This window comes from Pseudomonas neuropathica, from assembly GCF_051174785.1.
GTDB lineage: Bacteria > Pseudomonadota > Gammaproteobacteria > Pseudomonadales > Pseudomonadaceae > Aquipseudomonas > Aquipseudomonas neuropathica_A.
Genome location: NZ_CP195111.1, coordinates 1750431 through 1769714, shown reverse-complemented (window position 1 = coordinate 1769714; position 19284 = coordinate 1750431). Strand labels below are relative to the sequence as shown.

Genomic DNA, 19284 nt, shown 5'->3' with positions numbered 1-19284 from the left:
TTTCACGGGTGGCGAAGGCGGCCCGTTTGAGGAGATAGCATGATTGTTCGTCCTGTACGCAGCAGCGATTTAGCCGCTCTGATCGACTTGGCCCGCAGCACCGGCACCGGCCTCACGACCTTGCCGGCCAACGAAGAACGTCTGGCCCATCGGGTCGGCTGGGCCGAGAAGACCTTTCGCGGTGAAGCCGGCCGTGGTGATGCGGACTACCTGTTCGTGCTCGAAGACGATGACGGCCGCGTGGTGGGGATTTCCGCCATCGCTGGCGCGGTCGGCATGCGTGAGCCTTGGTACAACTTCCGAGTCGGCCTGACGGTCAGCGCTTCGCAAGAGCTGAACATCTATCGCGAAATTCCGACGCTGTTTCTGGCCAACGACCTGACCGGTAATTCCGAGCTGTGCTCGCTGTTTCTGCACGCCGATTATCGCAGCGGTCTCAACGGTCGCATGTTGTCGAAAGCGCGGATGCTGTTCATCGCCGAATTCCCTGAACTGTTTGGCAACAAGATCATTGCCGAAATGCGTGGTGTGTCTGATGACGCCGGCCGTTCGCCGTTCTGGGAAAGCCTCGGTCGGCACTTCTTCAAAATGGAATTCAGCCAGGCCGATTACCTCACCGGTGTCGGCAACAAGGCGTTCATCGCTGAGCTGATGCCGAAATTCCCGCTGTACACCTGCTTCCTCTCCGAAGGCGCGCGCAGTGTCATCGGTCAGGTTCACCCGGACACCGAGCCAGCCTTGGCGATGCTCAAGGGCGAAGGTTTCAGCTATCAGGGTTATGTCGACATCTTCGACGCAGGCCCAGCCATCGAATGCGAAACCGGCAAGATCCGCGCAGTACGTGACAGCGAAGCGCTGGTGCTGGCCGTCGGCACGCCGGGCGACGACGCCACGCCATTCATCATCCATAACCGCAAGCGCGAAGACTGCCGCATCACTGCTGCGCCGGCGCGTCTCGCCGCCGGCACCCTGGTGGTCGATCCGCAGACCGCCAAACGTCTTCAACTCAACGCTGGCGATCAAGTGCGCGCCGTGGCGTTGTCCGCTGCACGGGAGTCGAAATAATGAATTCGCTATACATCGCAGGTGAGTGGCTGGCCGGTCAGGGCGAAGCTTTTCAATCGCTGAACCCGGTGACCCAGCAAGTGCTGTGGTCGGGGGAGGGCGCAACCACCGCTCAAGTCGAGTCGGCTGTACAAGCTGCGCGTCAGGCGTTTCCGGGCTGGGCGCGGCGTTCGCTGGACGAGCGCATCACTGTGCTGGAGGCGTTTGCCGCTGCGCTGAAAAACCACGCTGACGAACTGGCCCGCACCATCGGTGAAGAAACCGGTAAACCGCTGTGGGAAGCCGCGACCGAAGTCACCAGTATGGTCAACAAGATTGCCATCTCGGTGCAGAGCTACCGTGAGCGTACCGGCGAGAAGAGCGGCCCGTTGGGCGACGCCACCGCCGTACTACGCCACAAGCCGCATGGTGTGGTGGCGGTGTTCGGTCCTTACAACTTCCCCGGCCACTTGCCGAACGGCCACATTGTTCCGGCGCTGCTGGCGGGTAACAGCGTGCTGTTCAAACCAAGCGAACTGACCCCGAAAGTTGCCGAGCTGACAGTCAAATGCTGGATCGAAGCCGGTCTGCCGGCAGGCGTTTTGAACCTGCTGCAAGGCGCTCGCGAAACCGGCATCGCGCTGGCGGCGAACCCGGGCATCGATGGTCTGTTCTTCACCGGCTCGAGCCGCACCGGCAATCACCTGCACCAGCAATTCGCCGGGCGCCCGGACAAGATTCTGGCGCTGGAAATGGGCGGCAACAATCCGCTGGTGGTCGATCAGGTCGCGGATCTGGATGCGGCGGTTTACACGATCATTCAGTCGGCGTTCATCTCTGCCGGTCAGCGCTGCACCTGTGCACGCCGCTTGCTGGTGCCGCAAGGCGCGTGGGGCGACAGTCTGTTGCAGCGACTGGTTAAAGTCAGCGCGACCATTGAAGTTGGTGCTTTCGATCAGCAACCGGCGCCATTCATGGGCTCGGTGATTTCCCTTGGCGCGGCGAAAGCGCTGATGGACGCTCAAGCACATCTGTTGGCCAATGGTGCGGTGTCGCTGCTGGAAATGACTCAGCCGCAGGCGCAAGCCGCGTTGCTCACACCGGGCATTATTGATGTGACGGCGGTTGCCGAGCGTCCAGACGAAGAGCTGTTCGGACCGTTGCTGCAAGTGATTCGCTATGTTGATTTCGAAGCGGCGATCACTGAGGCCAATGACACTGCTTATGGTCTGGCCGCTGGTCTGTTATCGGATTCCGAAGCGCGCTATCAGCAGTTCTGGCTGGAAAGCCGTGCCGGCATCGTCAACTGGAACAAACAGCTGACTGGTGCTGCGAGCAGTGCGCCTTTTGGTGGTGTCGGGGCTTCGGGTAACCATCGTGCCAGCGCCTATTACGCAGCGGATTATTGCGCGTATCCGGTGGCGTCGCTGGAAACCCCGAGCCTGGTGTTGCCATCGGCCCTCACGCCAGGCGTGAAAATGGCGTAACGGCCATTCGCGAGCAGGCTCGCTCCCACAGGATTTGTGTCGTGCACAACATGTGTGACCACCACCGAACCTGTGGGAGCGAGCCTGCTCGCGAAGGCCGCGCCTCGGTCGCAAAGAATAGTTACTGAAGCCTATAACAACAGATTCTCGTGGAGCCTCGCTGATGAAATCCTATGAAGTCAATTTTGACGGTCTAGTGGGGCCGACCCATAACTACGGTGGTCTGTCCTACGGCAACGTTGCCTCCCAGAGCAACAGCCAGCAGTCTTCGAATCCGAAGGAAGCGGCGCTGCAAGGTCTGGCGAAGATGAAAGCGCTGATGGAAATGGGCTTTCAGCAGGGTGTGCTGGCGCCACAGGAACGTCCGGACGTGGCCGCTCTGCGCCGCCTGGGTTTCAGTGGCACTGATGCGCAAGTGATCGAGCGCGCCGCCAAAGAAGCCATGCCGCTGCTGGTCGCCAGTTGCTCGGCGTCGAGCATGTGGGTAGCCAACGCTGCCACGGTCAGCCCGAGTGCCGACACCGCTGACGGTCGCGTGCACTTCACCGCCGCCAACCTCAACTGCAAATACCACCGCAGCATCGAGCACCCGACCACTAGCCGCGTGCTCGGCGCGATGTTCGCCAATCAGCAGCACTTCGCCCATCACGCCGCGTTGCCGGCAGTGGCGCAATTCGGCGACGAAGGCGCGGCCAACCACACGCGTTTCTGCCGTGAGTATGGCGAAGCAGGCGTCGAGTTTTTCGTGTTCGGTCGCAGTGCTTTCGACAATCGTTTCCCGGCGCCACAGAAATATCCGGCGCGCCAGACCCTCGAAGCCTCGCAAGCCGTTGCGCGTCTGCACGGTCTGCGTGACGAAGGCGTCGTCTACGCCCAGCAAAACCCGAACGTGATCGATCAGGGCGTGTTCCACAACGACGTGATCGCAGTGGGTAATGGCGAGGTGCTGTTCTATCACGAGGACGCCTTCCTCGACACCGAGTCGATGCTGGCCGAGCTGCAAAGCAAACTGGCCAAGGTCGGTGGCAACTTCCAGTCCGTGTGCGTGCCGCGTTCGGCGGTGACCGTGGATGACGCGGTGCGCTCGTACCTGTTCAACAGCCAATTGCTCTCGCGTCCTGATGGCTCGATGTTGCTGATCGTGCCGCAGGAGTGCCAGGCCAACGAGCGCGTCTGGGCTTACCTGCAAAGCCTGACCAGCTCCGGCGGTCTGATCCGCGAAGTAAAAGTCTTCGACCTCAAGCAAAGCATGCAGAACGGCGGTGGCCCGGCGTGCCTGCGACTGCGCGTCGCGCTTAACGAAACCGAACTGGCAGCCGTCAACCCAGGGGTTATCATGACGCCACCGTTGTACGGTTCGTTGACCGCATGGGTTGAAAAACACTACCGCGACCGCCTGAGCGAAACCGATCTGGCGGATCCGCAATTGCTGCTTGAATGCCGGACGGCACTGGATGAACTGACGCAAATCCTTAAACTGGGCGCGGTTTATCCATTCCAGATCAATTGATGGCCGGCGCGTCGCCTGAACGCGGCGCGCGGCTTGTCTCCCCAAGAGAGTAAAAACATGAGCGATTCCCTGCAGCTGATCCTTGAAGACACCGACGGCACGCAACTGGAGACCTCCTGCACCCGCGTCGCGGTCATGTGGCAAGGCAAAGAGCTGTGGATCCAGCAGGACGGCCGTGGCCAGCTGCTGATCGGCGTGGACGTTGAAGAAGGTGACGCCGAGTACGCCAACCTGCTGCTGCGCCCATTGGCGACTAATCTGGTAAGTCTGCAACTGGAAATGGAACCGGCTGACGTCGGCGACGACGAAGACCACGTGCACGGCCCGGATTGCAACCACGACCACTAAGGAAACCGCTCTATGCTCGCCCTCGGCAAACTGCTTGAACTGACCCTCGCCGGCCGCGAACCGGCGGAGAAGACTCAACTGACTGTCGAAGGCGTGCGTATGCGCTGGTTGAGCGAAGGTGCGCTGGAAGTCCGGCCACCGCAAGCACGCGACAATGGCCTGGACCTGCTGCTGTCGGCAGGCATCCATGGCAATGAAACCGCGCCGATCGAGTTGCTTGATCGGCTGCTGCACGACATCGCTCGCGGCGATCTTAAGCCGCGCGCACGCATTCTGTTCCTGTTCGGCAACCCGGAAGCGATTCGCAAAGGCGAGCGTTTCGTCGAGCAGGACGTCAACCGGCTGTTCAACGGCCGTCATGAACAAAGCAGTGGCTCGGAAGCTCTGCGGGCCTGTGAGCTGGAGCGTTTGGCCGCAAGTTTCTTCAGCCTGCCGGATCGCCAGCGCCTGCATTACGACCTGCACACGGCGATTCGCGGCTCGAAGATCGAGCAGTTTGCCTTGTATCCTTGGAAGGAAGGGCGCCGGCATTCGCGTCTTGAACTGGCGCGATTGCGCGCTGCCGGGATGGAAGCGGTGCTGTTGCAGAACAAACCGTCGATCGTGTTCAGCTCGTACACCTACGACAAGCTCGGTGCCGAGGCTTTCACGCTGGAACTGGGCAAGGCACGGCCGTTCGGGCAGAACGACGGGGTTAACGTCTCTCTGCTGGAAACCCGCCTGAAGCAGATCATCGAAGGCACCGAACCAGAGGTTGCCGTGGAAGGCCTGGACGGGTTGCAGCTGTTCAGCGTCGCGCGGGAAATCATCAAGCACAGCGATGCGTTCCGCCTCAACCTGCCGCAGGACATCGAAAACTTTTCCGAGTTGGAAGTGGGTTATGTGCTGGCCGAAGATCTGGCCAATACCCGCTGGATCATCGAGGAAGAGGGCGCGCGAATTATCTTCCCGAATCCCAAGGTCAAGAACGGTCTGCGGGCGGGCATCCTGATCGTCCCGACCACCGACGAAAATCTCGCCTGACCCCAGTTTCGGTTTCGGCATATAACCCTGTGGGAGCGAGCTTGCTCGCGAATGCTATCTGACATTCAATATTTGAGTTGGCTGTCAGTCCGCTTTCGCGAGCAAGCTCGCTCCCACAGTGGAAAGAGTGAGGCCCAAGGCCTCACCCATGGGCTATCAGACCGCTACAGCACGCGGCTCAGTACGGCGCAGCGCACGAACCTTCTGCAGTGTATCCGCGCAAGTCCTTGCTGCTTCCTGACCTTTATGCACAAAGTGCTCAAAGAAGAACTTCTGATGCTCGTCGCCAGCATGGAAGTGATGCGGCGTCAGCGACACCGAGAACACCGGCACTTCGGTTTCCAGCTGCACCTGCATCAGGCCGCTGACCACCGACTGGGCAACGAACTCGTGACGGTAGATGCCGCCGTCCACCACCAGAGCAGCGGCGACGATGCCGGCGTAACGGCCGGTTTTGGCCAGCAACTTGGCGTGCAGAGGCATTTCAAAGGCGCCGCCGACTTCGAAGATATCGATGTCCGATTCCTGATAACCCAAGGCAATCATTTCGGCGACGAAGCCTTTACGGCTCTGATCGACGATTTCCTTGTGCCAGCAGGCCTGGATGAACGCGACGCGCTCACCATGCGGGTGTTTGCTTTTGCTGTCGATAGCGGTGGGTTGCATGTTCTGACTCCTGTTTGTGTGAAAAACAGGGCGTTATGAATCGAAAGGGATTCAAGGGTGCGCACACGCACGACATCGCGCGGACGGCCCTTTGGCGTTAATCCCGTTCTCTCTTCATCCGGACTATGACCGTCGGCCCCGGGATCACACCGGGTCTGCTGACCTTGCCGTCGATCACTGCTTAATGCCGTGTTCGCCGCCAAGCGCTCGCGGGCTATGCGCATTGCGCGCAATTACCGCCGGTGGGGAATTGCACCCCGCCCTGAGAACGTTTTTGCCGCCCTTTCTCGGGCGGCGCCGCGTTTTTAACACAGATTGTGTGTCTGTGCATTGCGCCTTTCTGATGATTGCCATCGATTTTTTTGCAGGCTCGAAATGACTTTTCCTTGCGCAAGGGTTGATTAATCCACGCGGTGACCGCAGTAATTCCACTTCGTAAAGGGATTTCCCCTGCTGACTTGAGGCCAGGTTCATGAGCGTTATCGATCTTCGCAGCGACACCGTCACCCAACCGACTCCGGCCATGCTCGACGCGATGACTGCGGCGGACACCGGTGATGACGTTTACGGCGAAGATCCAACGGTCAATCGTCTGGAAGCGGAGTTGGCCAAGCGTTTGGGTTTCGCCGCCGCGTTGTTCGTGCCTACCGGCACCATGAGCAATCTGCTGGGGTTGATGGCGCATTGTGAGCGCGGCGACGAATACATCGTTGGCCAGCAGGCGCATACCTACAAGTACGAGGGCGGTGGTGCAGCAGTACTTGGCTCGATCCAGCCACAGCCGCTGGAAGTGCAGGCCGATGGCTCGCTGGATCTGGATCAGGTCGCGGCAGCAATCAAGCCGGACGACTTCCACTTCGCGCGCACTCGTTTGCTGGCGCTGGAAAACACCATGCAGGGCAAAGTCCTGTCGCTGGAATATCTGGCCCGCGCTCGCCGCTTCACTCAGGACAAAGGCTTGCAGCTGCATCTCGACGGCGCGCGCCTGTACAACGCAGCGGTGAAACTTGGTGTGGATGCTCGAGAAATCACCAGGCATTTCGATTCGGTATCGGTGTGCCTGTCCAAAGGCCTAGGCGCACCAGTGGGCTCAGTGTTGTGCGGTTCGGTCGAGTTGATCGGCAAGGCTCGTCGTTTGCGCAAAATGGTTGGTGGCGGCATGCGTCAGGCCGGCTTGCTGGCAGCGGCGGGGCTGTACGCGCTGGATCACAACGTCGAGCGTCTGGCAGACGACCACGCCAATGCGCAACTGCTGGCCGATGGTCTGCGTGAAGCAGGTTTCATCGTCGAACCGGTGCAAACCAACATGGTTTATGTGCAAATGGGCGACAAGGCCGAAGCGATCAAGGCCTTTGCTGCCGAACGCGGGATCAAGTTGAGCGCCGCCGCGCGCCTGCGTATGGTCACGCACATGGACGTCAATCGTTCGCAAATCGAGCAAGTGATCGCGACATTCGTCGAGTTTTCGCGCAAGTGACAGCGTTAGCCGTCCAATTGACCGTTTCTATCGTATAAACACGCTGTACCCCGCGCGTAGGGCCGATATAATGCGGCCCTTTGCCGTCGCTTCGTCTGTTGACGTTTCGAACAGGCCTTTGGCCGCAGCCTCCGTGGAAGAACCTAATGAAAAGCGCAGAAATCCGTGAAGCCTTCCTTCGCTTCTTCGAAGAGCAAGGCCACACCCGTGTAGCCTCCAGCTCTTTGATTCCGGGCAACGACCCAACCCTGCTGTTCACTAACGCGGGGATGAACCAGTTCAAGGACTGCTTCCTGGGCCAGGAAAAACGTGCGTACACCCGCGCGACCAGCAGCCAGAAATGCGTGCGTGCCGGTGGCAAGAACAGCGACCTGGAAAACGTCGGTTATACCGCTCGTCACCACACATTCTTCGAAATGCTCGGTAACTTCAGCTTCGGTGACTACTTCAAGAAGGACGCGATTACCTACGCGTGGACCTTCCTGACCGGCGTTCTGCAACTGCCGAAGGAAAAACTCTGGGTTACCGTCTACGCCTCCGACGACGAAGCGTATGACATCTGGACCAAAGAAATCGGTGTGCCGGTCGAGCGCATGATCCGCATCGGCGACAACAAAGGCGCGCCGTACGCTTCCGACAACTTCTGGACCATGGGCGACACCGGCCCGTGCGGCCCATGCACCGAGATTTTCTACGATCACGGCGACCACATCTGGGGCGGCCCGCCAGGCTCGCCGGAAGAAGACGGTGACCGTTACATCGAAATCTGGAACAACGTATTCATGCAGTTCAACCGCACCGCCGATGGCGTGTTGCATCCGTTGCCAGCGCCGTCGGTCGACACCGGCATGGGCCTGGAGCGGATCAGTGCGGTGATGCAGCACGTCAATTCCAACTACGACATCGACCTGTTCAAGAACCTGCTGAAGGCCTCGGCTGAAGCCATCGGTTGCGAAAACGGCGACCAGTCTTCGCTGAAAGTGGTGTCCGACCACATCCGCTCGTGCGGTTTCCTGATCGCCGACGGCGTACTGCCGTCCAACGAAGGTCGCGGCTATGTGCTGCGTCGGATCATCCGTCGCGCCTGCCGTCACGGCAACAAGCTGGGTGCCACCGGCAGCTTCTTCTACAAGATCGTCGCTGCACTGGTTGCCGAGATGGGCGAAGCCTTCCCGGAACTGAAGAAGCAGCAGAGCAACATCGAGCGCGTGCTCAAGGCTGAAGAAGAGCAGTTCTCCAAGACCCTGGAGCACGGCCTGAAGATCCTCGAGCAGGATCTGCTGGAACTCAAAGGCACCGTGGTGCCGGGCGATGTGGTGTTCAAACTCTACGACACCTACGGTTTCCCGATGGACCTGACCGCCGACATCGCCCGCGAGCGCAGCCTGACTGTCGACGAAGCCGGTTTCGAGCGTGAGATGGAGGCCCAGCGTGTTCGTGCGCGTTCGGCCAGCTCGTTCGGTCTGGACTACAACACCCTGGTCAAGGTTGATGTGGCCACCGAGTTCACCGGTTACATCGATACCAGCGGTTCGGCAAAAATCGTCGCTATCTATAAAGATGGCCAGTCGGTCGACGTCTTGAATGAAGGCGAAGAGGCGGTGATCGTTCTGAATCAGACGCCGTTCTACGCTGAATCCGGCGGCCAGATCGGCGACTGCGGTTTCCTTCAGGCGGGCAACGCACGTTTCGATGTACGTGACACCACCAAGACCGGCGGCGCCTTCCTGCACCACGGTGTGCTGGATTCGGGCAGCCTGACCATTGGCGCCCCTGTGGAAACTCACGTCGATGCCGAGGTGCGTCACGCAACATCGCTTAACCACTCGGCCACGCACTTGCTGCACGCTGCACTGCGTCAGGTACTGGGCGAGCACGTTCAACAGAAAGGTTCGTTGGTGGATAGCCAGCGTCTGCGTTTCGACTTCAGCCACTTTGAAGCGATCAAGCCTGAGCAGATCAAGGCGCTGGAAGACATCGTCAACGCCGAGATCCGCAAGAACTCCGCCGTTGAAACCGAAGAAACCGACATCGAAACCGCGAAGAACAAAGGCGCCATGGCGCTGTTCGGCGAGAAGTACGGCGACAACGTGCGCGTGCTGAGCATGGGCGGCGATTTCTCCGTCGAGCTGTGCGGCGGTATCCACGCCAACCGTACCGGCGACATCGGCCTGCTGAAAATCATCAGCGAAGGCGGTGTGGCTTCGGGCGTGCGTCGTATCGAGGCAGTCACCGGTGCTGCGGCACTGGCCTACTTGAATGCTGCAGAAGAACAACTCAAGGAAGCGGCCAGCCTGGTCAAGGGCAGCCGCGACAACCTGATCGACAAGCTGTCGGCTGTGCTGGAGCGCAACCGCCAACTGGAGAAGCAACTCGAGCAGTTGCAAGCCAAGGCGGCCAGCGCTGCGGGCGACGATCTGTCGTCTTCGGCTCTGGACGTCAAAGGCGTGAAGGTTTTGGCCGCACGTCTGGATGGTCAGGACGCCAAGGCGCTGCTGGCGCTGGTTGATCAGTTGAAGAACAAACTCGGCCGCGCAGTGATCCTGCTCGGCAGTGTCCATGAGGAAAAGGTCGTACTGGTTGCAGGCGTAACCAAGGACCTGACTGGCCAACTCAAAGCCGGTGATTTGATGAAGCAGGCTGCTGCGGCAGTGGGCGGGAAGGGCGGTGGTCGTCCGGACATGGCGCAGGGCGGCGGTATCGACGCCGGCGCGCTGGATGGTGCACTGGCGCTGACCGTTCCATTCGTCGAGCAGGGTTTATAAGGCAGTCCGTGCGGCCCGCAGTCTAGTGGCGGGCCGGGCGGCTGTTCGAGTGATTATTGGGCGCCCTTCATGGGCAGAGGCGGCTTTGAAATGGCTTTGATCGTACAGAAATTTGGAGGCACCTCGGTCGGTACTGTCGAGAGAATCGAGCAGGTCGCCGACAAGGTTAAGAAATTCCGCGATGCCGGCGATGACCTGGTGGTTGTGCTGTCTGCAATGAGCGGCGAAACCAACCGTCTGATCGATCTGGCCAAGCAAATCAGTGGCGACACGCAACCGGTTCCGCGTGAACTGGACGTGATCGTTTCCACTGGTGAGCAGGTGACGATTGCCCTGTTGGCCATGGCGCTGATCAAGCGCGGTGTGCCAGCGGTGTCGTACACCGGTAATCAGGTGCGGATCCTGACCGACAGTGCGCACAATAAAGCGCGTATCTTGCAGATTGATGACCAGAAGATTCGCGGTGATCTGAAAGCCGGTCGCGTGGTGGTTGTCGCCGGTTTCCAGGGTGTCGACGAGCACGGCAACATTACTACTCTCGGTCGTGGCGGTTCCGACACTACCGGCGTGGCACTGGCTGCTGCGTTGAAGGCTGACGAGTGCCAGATCTACACTGACGTTGATGGCGTTTACACCACCGACCCGCGCGTTGTGCCGGTCGCTCAGCGTCTGGACAAGATTACCTTCGAAGAGATGCTGGAAATGGCCAGCCTCGGTTCCAAGGTGTTGCAGATCCGTGCGGTGGAATTCGCCGGCAAGTACAACGTTCCGCTGCGCGTACTGCACAGCTTCAAGGAGGGTCCGGGCACCCTCATTACTATTGATGAAGAGGAAACCATGGAACAGCCGATCATTTCCGGCATCGCTTTCAACCGCGATGAAGCCAAGCTGACCATCCGTGGCGTGCCAGACACCCCGGGCGTGGCGTTCAAGATTCTCGGCCCGATCAGTGCCGCGAACATCGAAGTCGACATGATCGTGCAGAACGTCGCGCACGATAACACCACCGACTTCACCTTCACCGTGCACCGCAACGACTACCAGGCCGCACAGACCGTGCTGGAAAACACCGCTCGTGAGATCGGTGCCCGTGAAGTGGTTGGCGACACCAAGATTGCCAAGGTCTCGATCGTCGGCGTCGGCATGCGTTCCCACGCAGGCGTGGCCAGCCGCATGTTCGAATCCCTGGCAAAAGAAAGCATCAACATCCAGATGATCTCGACTTCGGAAATCAAGGTTTCCGTGGTCATCGAAGAGAAGTATCTGGAATTGGCCGTGCGCGCCCTGCACACGGCTTTCGAACTGGATGCTCCGGCCCGTCAAGGCGAGTAATTCCGTTTCTTGAAGGGCGCGGTCTGACCGCGCCCTTTATTTTTTGAATGGCGCGAGTCCTGAACTGTTCTTTTGCTCGCGCTGGTCAATACTCAGGCATGTAGGGCTACGATCGCTCCGGTTGTAGGTCGGGTGCCTTTTTTTTGCAGACTGTTGTCCCTGAAGTGAATTGCGTAAGGAGAAAGGTATGCTGATTCTGACTCGTCGGTGCGCAGAAAGCCTGATTATCGGTGATGGCGAAATCACCGTGACCGTGCTCGGCGTTAAAGGAAACCAGGTGCGTATTGGTGTGAACGCGCCGAAAGAGGTTGCCGTGCACCGTGAGGAAATTTACCTGCGTATAAAGAAAGAGAAGGACGAAGAACCAAGCCATTAATTTTTATCGATTTTTATGTTTGCAAACGGGGAAAAGGTTGGTTAAGATACGCCCCGTGTTGCGGAGAGCTGGCCGAGTGGCCGAAGGCGCTCCCCTGCTAAGGGAGTACACCTCAAAAGGGTGTCGGGGGTTCGAATCCCCCGTTCTCCGCCATTATTTGCTTAGTACGTCGTAATCTGGCTTTTTCTGTAAGTTGTTGAAATTAATAGAAAAAGTGGTTGGAATAGAGATTAGACGGGCTATAATGCGGCGCAACAAATGCACTCGTAGCTCAGCTGGATAGAGTACTCGGCTACGAACCGAGCGGTCACAGGTTCGAATCCTGTCGAGTGCACCATTTAAGAGTTAATTGCAGCAATGTAAGTAACTTGGTTTCAGCCAGTTGTGGTCTGGTCTAAAAACACAAATTGCACTCGTAGCTCAGCTGGATAGAGTACTCGGCTACGAACCGAGCGGTCACAGGTTCGAATCCTGTCGAGTGCACCATTTAAGAGTTAATTGCAGCAATGTAAGTAACTTGGTTTCAGCCAGTTGTGGTCTGGTCTAAAAACACAAATTGCACTCGTAGCTCAGCTGGATAGAGTACTCGGCTACGAACCGAGCGGTCACAGGTTCGAATCCTGTCGAGTGCACCATATACCGAAAAGCCCGCGTTTATCGCGGGCTTTTTGCTGTCCGGGATTTGGCTTTTCCTTTCACGCATCCCCTCTCATCAAAATCGACTTGAGCACTTCTGCCTCGCTTGAGGTCATAGCGATAGCTCATCGTTGACGTCCGAATATTTACCCTGTCTGGTTTGCCCAGCGCGCTTTCCACATCCTGCTGAGTCATACCGGCAATCACGCGTTGATTGATGATCGCTGCACGCCGTTGCCTGGCATCGATCAGGTTTCCACATGGGTCGTCAGCAACGCCTATGACGCCGGGTTCGCGTCCTTTGGTTTTCATACCGGTCATTTCTTCATGGTTGTGTTCCGGCATCACCGCCACAACGGATCCGGGCGAGTAGGGGTGGACCTCCTGCACTGAACGCTGTTCGCCGTTCGCGCAACTCATGCTGGTGAAGGTGACTCTGCCGTCAACGGCTTCACAGCGATGAAGGCTGGTGGCGGCCCCGGCGGGCGGGAGACAAAGCAGGCTGGCGAGTAAAAAGAATAGGGGTTTCGATGGCATTCGACGTCCTCCATGACGATCTACGCTGAAGGGTAGTCGATACATTTCTCGCCGGTGGTGTGTTTTCTTTTCAGGATAAGTCGTCGCATTTGCAGGGATCAGGACAGCGCTCAGGTTTGTTTCGCAAGCGCTTGTTTCGACCGCGATTTTTTAACGTTTTAAACCGTCAGGCGGTGTATCATTGCGCCCGTCAGCCCCGCCGGGGCTTATGGAAAACCTCCATGGACTTACCCAGTAGTTACTCAGTACCCCGTTTCACCAATCATGAATTGACTGATTGATCCTTCCGGCGTGCCCCGCTGCTGGGAGTGGAGTTCGCCTATGTCTGAAATCGAAGTAAAGAAAACACAAGAAAGCCTGCAGGATCGCCTGGCTCAGGTCGTTGAGCTGCTGCAGCGCCAGCGGGTCGTCGAAGATCTGACTCATCGCCAGGAAGGCGCCCATCACGATCGCGTCGAAAACCTGGTTCACCGACAAAATCTCGTCGAGCTACAACGCAAGCTCGATGATCTGCACTCCGCCGACGTCGCCTATATCCTTGAAGCCTTGCCGCTGGACGATCGTCTGACGCTATGGCAACTGGTCAAGGCTGATCGAGACGGCGACATTCTTCTCGAAGTATCCGATTCTGTTCGTGAGACGCTGATCGCCGACATGGATGATCACGAGCTCCTGGCTGCGGCCAAGGACATGGACGCTGATGAACTTGCTGACCTGGCTTCCGAGCTGCCGCGAGACGTCGTCCATGAGCTGATGGAGAGTCTGGATAACCAGCAGCGCGAGCGTGTGCGCTCGGCCTTGTCCTATGACGAGGAGCAGGTCGGTGCGCTGATGGACTTCGAAATGGTGACAATCCGTGAGGATGTCAGCCTCGAAGTCGTCTTGCGTTACCTGCGTCGTCTGAAAGAGTTGCCGGGCCATACCGATAAGCTGTTCGTGGTCGATTACGACGGTGTGCTCAAAGGTGTACTGCCGATCAAACGCTTGCTGGTCAACGATCCGGAAAAACAAGTGGCTGAAGTCATGGCCAGTGATCCGGTGAGTTTTCATCCCGACGAGGACGCTTACGACGCTGCTCAGGCGTTCGAGCGTTACGACTTGATCTCGGCTCCAGTGGTCGACAAGAACGGCAAGTTGATCGGCCGACTGACCATCGACGAAATGGTCGACCTGATTCGTGAAGAGAGCGAAAGCGAAGTCCTCAACATGGCGGGTCTGCGTGAGGAGGAAGACATCTTCGCCTCGGTCTGGAAGTCGCTGCGCAACCGTTGGGCGTGGCTGGCGATCAATCTGATCACTGCATTTGTGGCTTCGCGGGTAATCGGCCTGTTCGAAGGCTCGATCGAGAAGCTGGTAGCGCTCGCGGCACTGATGCCGATTGTGGCGGGTATTGGTGGCAACTCCGGTAATCAGACGATCACCATGATCGTTCGCGCGATGGCGCTCGATCAGGTCAGCACTGGCAATACTTCGCGCTTGATGCGCAAGGAGTTGGCCGTAGGCCTGATCAACGGTCTGGTCTGGGGTGGGGTGATCGGTGTGGTTGCTTATCTGCTCTACGGCAGTTGGTCGTTAGGTGTGGTGATGACGGCGGCGATGACGCTCAACCTGTTGCTGGCTGCGTTGATGGGGGTATTGATCCCTATGACCCTGGCGAAAATGGGGCGGGACCCGGCCATGGGTGCCAGTGTGATGATTACCGCCATGACCGATAGCGGTGGCTTCTTTATCTTCCTGGGGCTGGCGACAATCTTCCTGCTCTGATCTGCGCTATCGAAACAGCCCGCCCATCTGGCGGGCTTTTTTTGGGTGCGCCAGGCATGGCGCGTTGCGCGCAAGCGCAACCAGCTTGGCTGTGGTGGCCACGCTGGTGACTTGGAGGTGGAAGTCCTCTACACACCCGGCAAGGGGAAGTGTTAGCCAGAGGCAAGGGTGTCGCGGGTGACTGCGAATCTGAAGGAAGCCCGAGGCAAAATGCTGGCCTGACGAACAGGAAGCGGATAGAGGCGGCGCAGCGGGGTAAGACGGCCCAAACCGTTAAAGCCCAATACTTGCACGGAACGCTGTGACGTAGATGGGGTGGGTGCTTGCACCCGCCAACCTCAGGCGTGCGTATCAACGCGTAGCCAGCAACAAGGGCGCACCGGGTGCCGATGGCATGACGGTCGACCAGTTGGCGGGCTATGTGAAACAGTATTGGCCGACCCTCAAGACTCGGTTGCTGGCCGGCGAGTATCACCCGCAAGGTGTACGCGCCGTCGATATTCCCAAACCCAAAGGCGGAACACGGCAATTGGGTATTCCCAACGTTGTGGATCGCCTGATTCAACAGGCCCTGCTGCAACAGCTCACGCCGATCTTCGATCCGCTGTTCTCGGACTACAGCTATGGCTTTCGTCCGGGCAGAAGCGCCCACCAAGCCATCGAAACAGCCCGCGGCCATGTGGCGGCGGGTCACCGCTGGTGTGTGGAGCTCGATCTGGAGAAGTTCTTTGATCGGGTCAACCACGATGTATTGATGGCCTGCATCGAGCGCCAAATCGAAGACAAGCGGGTGCTCACGCTGATCCGTCGTTTTCTCGAAGCCGGGGCGATGGCAGGTGGTATTGCCAGTCGGCGGCAGGAGGGGACGACGCAAGGCGGCCCGCTCTCGCCGTTGCTGTCGAACATCCTGCTCAACGAACTCGACCGCGAGCTGGAACGGCGAGGCCATCGCTTCGTGCGTTATGCCGACGACGCGAACATTTATGTGCGCAGTCAGCGGGCAGGCGCGCGAGTAATGGCCGGTGTCGAGCGTTTCCTGAGCCAGCGCCTGAAACTGACGCTGAACCGGGAAAAGAGCCGCGTGGCGCGGCCTTGGGCCTGCGATTATCTGGGTTACGGAATGAGCTGGCACCAACAGCCGAGGCTGCGAGTGGCGACGATGAGCTTGGGTCGCTTGCGCGACCGACTCAGAGACCTGCTGCGCGGAGCGCGGGGCCACAAGATGGCGACTGTCATCGAGCGGATAAACCCCGTGCTGCGTGGTTGGGCTGGCTTCTTCAAGCTAAGCCAGAGCAAGCGACCGCTTGAGGAGTTGGATGGCTGGGTACGTCATAAGCTTCGCTGTGTCATCTGGCGTCAATGGAAGCGGCCCTCTACGAGGGCGCGCAACTTGATGCGTCTGGGACTCGGTGAGGCGCGGGCGTGGAAATCGGCAGTCAATGGCCGAGGCCCATGGTGGAACTCAGGAGCGCCACATATGAATCAGGCGCTACCGAAGAAGCTGTGGGATCGACTCGGACTGGTCTCGATACTGGATACGATAAACCGGCTTAACCGCATAACTTGAACCGCCGTATACGGAACCGTATGTACGGTGGTGTGAGAGGACGGCGGATGTGAATCCGCCTCCTACTCGATCCTGCGAATTCTCAAATTCCGCGCAAAAAAAAGCCAGCTGTTAAGCTGGCTTGAGATGTTCGGTATGACTCAGGACGCGTCTGCTGCCATTTCTGCGTCGTGGGCGATCAAGGACACCAAGGCGTTCTGCTGGCGATGAGAAAGTTGACGGAAGCGTTGCAACAGCTCGCGCTCGTGCAGTGACAGTTCCGGACTGTCGAGGCGCATGCTCAGCTCTTCGCCCAGTGCGCCTTCCTGAATAAGACTCTGCTCAAGGCGCGCAATGATCTCGGAGTTCATGCTGCGATGATGATTGCGAGCCACCTCGGCAATGCGTTCACGCATTCCGTCTGGCAGACGTACGACAAACTTGTCAGCCGTACGGCTGGAATAAATTGCCTGTTTCAATGGGCGCATATATTTAACCGGTTAGTTCAGGGGAGCGGTTCTCGGGATTGGCCGCAGGATGTGTGGTAGGACAAGCATCCGCGCCAAATGGTTCAACCTGAATTGTTAAGAGGCCCGCATCATGCCTCAAAATTGCCAGATCATTGGCGTCAATTCTGTGACAAATATTGAGCTGGGTAAAGGCGTAATGCCAGCACCAATTATCAGAAATGCGGACTGGTTTGAAATCTTCGCCTCTGTCCGCAACCTGGTCCGCCTCCTGCTGCACATCTGTTGATGTCCGAAGCCATCAGAACGTGCATGCTATGCGGGTTCTGCATCCTTGTTCCTTACCTGTACAGGATAGTGGCAAATTGCCGATTTACTAGTGCCATACACTTGCCGGAGGGCGTTTTCAGGATGGATGGCAAGCTGATTTATTTGATGGGGCCGTCCGGGTCAGGCAAGGACAGTCTGATTGAGGCTGCTCGCGAGCCATTGCGTGCGTTTAACTGTGAAGTGATGCGTAGGGTGATTACCCGATCGGCGGAATCGGTGGGGGAGGATGCTATTGGGGTGACGCCGGAAGAATTCGAGCGGCGCGAGCGTGCTGGTGATTTTTCACTGGCATGGCGTGCCAATGGTCTCGCTTACGGAATTCCAGTGGAAATGGATCGGCGGTTGAGTGCCGGGCAGTCTGTTTTGGTTAATGGCTCCCGGGCTAACCTTCGGCAAGCGCTAGAGCGTTACCCGACATTGTTGCCGGTTTTGCTGACGGTCAGGGATGAGGTGTTGCGAGAGCGTCTGCTGAGGCGTGGTCGAGAGACGCTTGAGCAAGTTGACGCAAGGCTCGCTCGTAATGCGCTGTTCAAGGATAGGGGGTCAAGTGACGGACCTGTCCATCACATCGATAATTCTGGTGATCTGAATGAAACGGTCAGTCATCTTTTGAGTTTGATCGATCTCAACGCAGTACCGGGTCAAATTTGATCTTTCGTCCTGCAGCCAGGGCTAGCACGAACATCACAGTGGCAACACCGCTGACAATTAGCGGCAGGGTGATTTCGGTGTCCTCGAACAGCGATAAATGCACAATGCCACTCAATAAGGCGAGGATCAGAAATCCTGCAGCTGACTTGGACATGTTGTACTCCTGAAAATATTCAAAAAACCAGATGTTCGGAGGCTGTTGTTGGCAGTGCCTGCTCGGAAATACTGACGGCCTCCGTGGTAAAGCCTTCCTGATCACTCAGGACTGCCAGCTGTGGTGTTCTCTGCACTTGCAAGTAATGGGGCATGCGCTGGGCAAACGTTTGAGGAGCACCTTCCTCAGGGAGAAAATGAGAACTCACCAAAACCGCCAGAGCAATTGCGTTTGCAAGCAAAAGGGTGCTGTTCATGGGCGTGGCTCCGAGTGTTCGTCTATAGAACAGCCAAAGCAGGCGTCGTGCCAATAGTCTAAACCCTGTTAAGTTCTTTAAAAACAGTCATTTAAGAAGGTTTTTCTGGTTTTTTTGGTTGCAATTTGCAATGGCGGGTTTTTGAGAGGAGTGCAAAATGCACGGTAAATCTTCCCGCAGCATGACGGGGTCCCTGCCTACACTTAAAAAGCCCTACGGACGACATGACAAACCGGGGTTCGGTGGTTAACATGCACGCCGTCCGTCATGCAGCGTCTGCTGCGACAAGCGTGTGTCTCAGTAGCTCAATTGGATAGAGCATCCCCCTCCTAAGGGGAAGGTTGGCAGTTCGAACCTGCCCTGGGACACCATCTATATATTCAATTCCATTCCTCCATAGCTCCTTCTCACTAAATCGCTCAATCCTCTCGTTTGTCTCCGCTATTGGTGTGGCTATGCATGCCCCGCCCGCGGCCAGCGTTGCCCCTCATGTTGATTTCGGGTGGCGTCGCGAGTTCTGCTTCTATATAGGTAGGGCTGCGGAGACGTCTTTGGCCGGATTTGGATAAAAACGAAATTAACGGTTGACGGCAGATTTCAGATGTCTATAATTCGCCCCACTTCCGGCGCAGTCGAAACGGAAAACTCCTTGATATTCAATGAGTTATGTAGGTTTCGGCGGCGAGGTGCTTCAGTTCATCGAAGCCAGAAAGGAAGTTGAAAAAGAGGTGTTGACAGCAGCGTGTAACGCTGTAGAATTCGCCTCCCGCTGACGAGAGATCGGAGGCGCAAGTGGTTGAAGTTGTTGAAGAATTCTTCGAAAACTTCTGAAAATAATCACTTGACAGCAAATGAGGCTGCTGTAGAATGCGCGCCTCGGTTGAGACGAAAGATCTTAACCAACCGCTCTTTAAC

16 protein-coding genes, 5 tRNA genes, 1 pseudogene and 1 riboswitch are annotated in these 19284 nt (G+C 57.8%); of the genes and pseudogenes, 17 read left to right on the top strand and 5 right to left on the bottom strand.

Annotated elements, in window-relative coordinates:
• Positions 1-39: 39 nt before the first annotated feature.
• The 5 genes from astA to astE all read left to right on the top strand — a co-directional run bounded on the left by astA (position 40) and on the right by astE (position 5412).
• Complete coding sequence (astA, locus tag ACRRSD_RS08055; protein ID WP_008077921.1) at positions 40-1065, top strand: arginine N-succinyltransferase; 1026 nt, start codon at positions 40-42, stop codon at positions 1063-1065.
• Positions 1062-2531 carry a succinylglutamate-semialdehyde dehydrogenase gene (gene astD / locus ACRRSD_RS08050; protein ID WP_435038487.1) on the top strand — a complete coding sequence of 490 codons (1470 nt, stop codon included), beginning with the start codon at positions 1062-1064 and terminating at the stop codon, positions 2529-2531. The genes astA and astD overlap by 4 nt, the downstream gene beginning before the upstream one ends.
• A gap of 163 nt (positions 2532-2694) precedes the next feature.
• Positions 2695-4041, top strand: a complete 1347-nt coding sequence (gene astB, locus ACRRSD_RS08045) for an N-succinylarginine dihydrolase (protein WP_016983957.1) — start codon at positions 2695-2697, stop codon at positions 4039-4041.
• Positions 4042-4098: 57 nt separating this feature from the next.
• Entirely contained in the window at positions 4099-4389 is a 291-nt protein-coding gene (locus ACRRSD_RS08040) for a hypothetical protein (RefSeq protein ID WP_007919345.1), read from the top strand.
• Positions 4390-4401: 12 nt separating this feature from the next.
• Entirely contained in the window at positions 4402-5412 is a 1011-nt protein-coding gene (astE, locus tag ACRRSD_RS08035; RefSeq protein WP_435037729.1) for a succinylglutamate desuccinylase, read from the top strand.
• A gap of 156 nt (positions 5413-5568) precedes the next feature.
• Here the strand turns inward: astE and ACRRSD_RS08030 are convergent, their stop codons facing one another.
• The gene (locus ACRRSD_RS08030) at positions 5569-6078 is read right to left on the bottom strand and encodes a 6,7-dimethyl-8-ribityllumazine synthase (RefSeq protein WP_016983960.1); all 510 of its coding nucleotides are present in this window, start codon (positions 6076-6078) and stop codon (positions 5569-5571) included.
• Positions 6079-6179: 101 nt separating this feature from the next.
• Positions 6180-6352: riboswitch (FMN riboswitch) on the bottom strand.
• Positions 6353-6550: 198 nt separating this feature from the next.
• Here ACRRSD_RS08030 and ltaE point away from each other — a divergent pair.
• From ltaE to ACRRSD_RS07990, 8 genes are all read left to right on the top strand, one after another.
• The gene (gene ltaE, locus ACRRSD_RS08025; RefSeq protein WP_435037728.1) at positions 6551-7555 is read left to right on the top strand and encodes a low-specificity L-threonine aldolase; all 1005 of its coding nucleotides are present in this window, start codon (positions 6551-6553) and stop codon (positions 7553-7555) included.
• A 146-nt stretch (positions 7556-7701) separates the two neighbouring features.
• Complete coding sequence (gene alaS / locus ACRRSD_RS08020; RefSeq protein ID WP_435037727.1) at positions 7702-10320, top strand: alanine--tRNA ligase; 2619 nt, start codon at positions 7702-7704, stop codon at positions 10318-10320.
• A 90-nt stretch (positions 10321-10410) separates the two neighbouring features.
• Entirely contained in the window at positions 10411-11652 is a 1242-nt protein-coding gene (locus tag ACRRSD_RS08015) for an aspartate kinase (protein ID WP_007919332.1), read from the top strand.
• A 187-nt stretch (positions 11653-11839) separates the two neighbouring features.
• Positions 11840-12028, top strand: coding sequence for a carbon storage regulator CsrA (csrA, locus tag ACRRSD_RS08010; RefSeq protein ID WP_002554426.1), 189 nt, complete (start codon positions 11840-11842; stop codon positions 12026-12028).
• A gap of 62 nt (positions 12029-12090) precedes the next feature.
• Positions 12091-12181, top strand: a tRNA-Ser gene (locus tag ACRRSD_RS08005).
• Between the two features lie 107 nt (positions 12182-12288).
• Positions 12289-12365 (top strand) — tRNA-Arg (locus ACRRSD_RS08000).
• A 72-nt stretch (positions 12366-12437) separates the two neighbouring features.
• Positions 12438-12514, top strand: a tRNA-Arg gene (locus ACRRSD_RS07995).
• 72 nt (positions 12515-12586) lie between these two features.
• Positions 12587-12663 (top strand) — tRNA-Arg (locus tag ACRRSD_RS07990).
• A gap of 19 nt (positions 12664-12682) precedes the next feature.
• Here the strand turns inward: ACRRSD_RS07990 and ACRRSD_RS07985 are convergent.
• A complete protein-coding gene (locus ACRRSD_RS07985) occupies positions 12683-13201 on the bottom strand; it encodes a cell envelope protein SmpA (RefSeq protein WP_435037726.1) in 519 nt (172 codons plus the stop codon).
• Positions 13202-13522: 321 nt separating this feature from the next.
• Here ACRRSD_RS07985 and mgtE point away from each other — a divergent pair, with 321 nt between their 5' ends.
• On the top strand, positions 13523-14965 hold the full coding sequence (mgtE, locus tag ACRRSD_RS07980; RefSeq protein ID WP_038366547.1) for a magnesium transporter: 1443 nt from the start codon (positions 13523-13525) through the stop codon (positions 14963-14965).
• 319 nt (positions 14966-15284) lie between these two features.
• Positions 15285-16532: pseudogene (ltrA, locus tag ACRRSD_RS07975) on the top strand (group II intron reverse transcriptase/maturase); the annotation flags it as partial.
• 140 nt (positions 16533-16672) lie between these two features.
• Here ltrA and ACRRSD_RS07970 read toward each other — a convergent pair.
• On the bottom strand, positions 16673-16999 hold the full coding sequence (locus tag ACRRSD_RS07970; RefSeq protein ID WP_003178899.1) for an Arc family DNA-binding protein: 327 nt from the start codon (positions 16997-16999) through the stop codon (positions 16673-16675).
• Between the two features lie 390 nt (positions 17000-17389).
• On the opposite strand from ACRRSD_RS07970, the gene phnN reads away from it, so the two are divergent.
• The gene (phnN, locus tag ACRRSD_RS07965; RefSeq protein ID WP_435037725.1) at positions 17390-17959 is read left to right on the top strand and encodes a phosphonate metabolism protein/1,5-bisphosphokinase (PRPP-forming) PhnN; all 570 of its coding nucleotides are present in this window, start codon (positions 17390-17392) and stop codon (positions 17957-17959) included.
• On the opposite strand, the gene ACRRSD_RS07960 is transcribed toward phnN, so the two are convergent.
• Complete coding sequence (locus ACRRSD_RS07960) at positions 17934-18113, bottom strand: PA3371 family protein (protein ID WP_435037724.1); 180 nt, start codon at positions 18111-18113, stop codon at positions 17934-17936. The two genes, phnN and ACRRSD_RS07960, sit on opposite strands and share 26 nt — an antisense overlap.
• Positions 18114-18132: 19 nt before the next feature.
• Positions 18133-18369 (bottom strand): hypothetical protein, encoded by a 237-nt coding sequence (locus tag ACRRSD_RS07955; RefSeq protein WP_435037723.1) that lies wholly within the window; start codon positions 18367-18369, stop codon positions 18133-18135.
• Between the two features lie 294 nt (positions 18370-18663).
• Here ACRRSD_RS07955 and ACRRSD_RS07950 point away from each other — a divergent pair.
• Positions 18664-18740, top strand: a tRNA-Arg gene (locus ACRRSD_RS07950).
• Positions 18741-19284 lie beyond the last annotated feature (544 nt).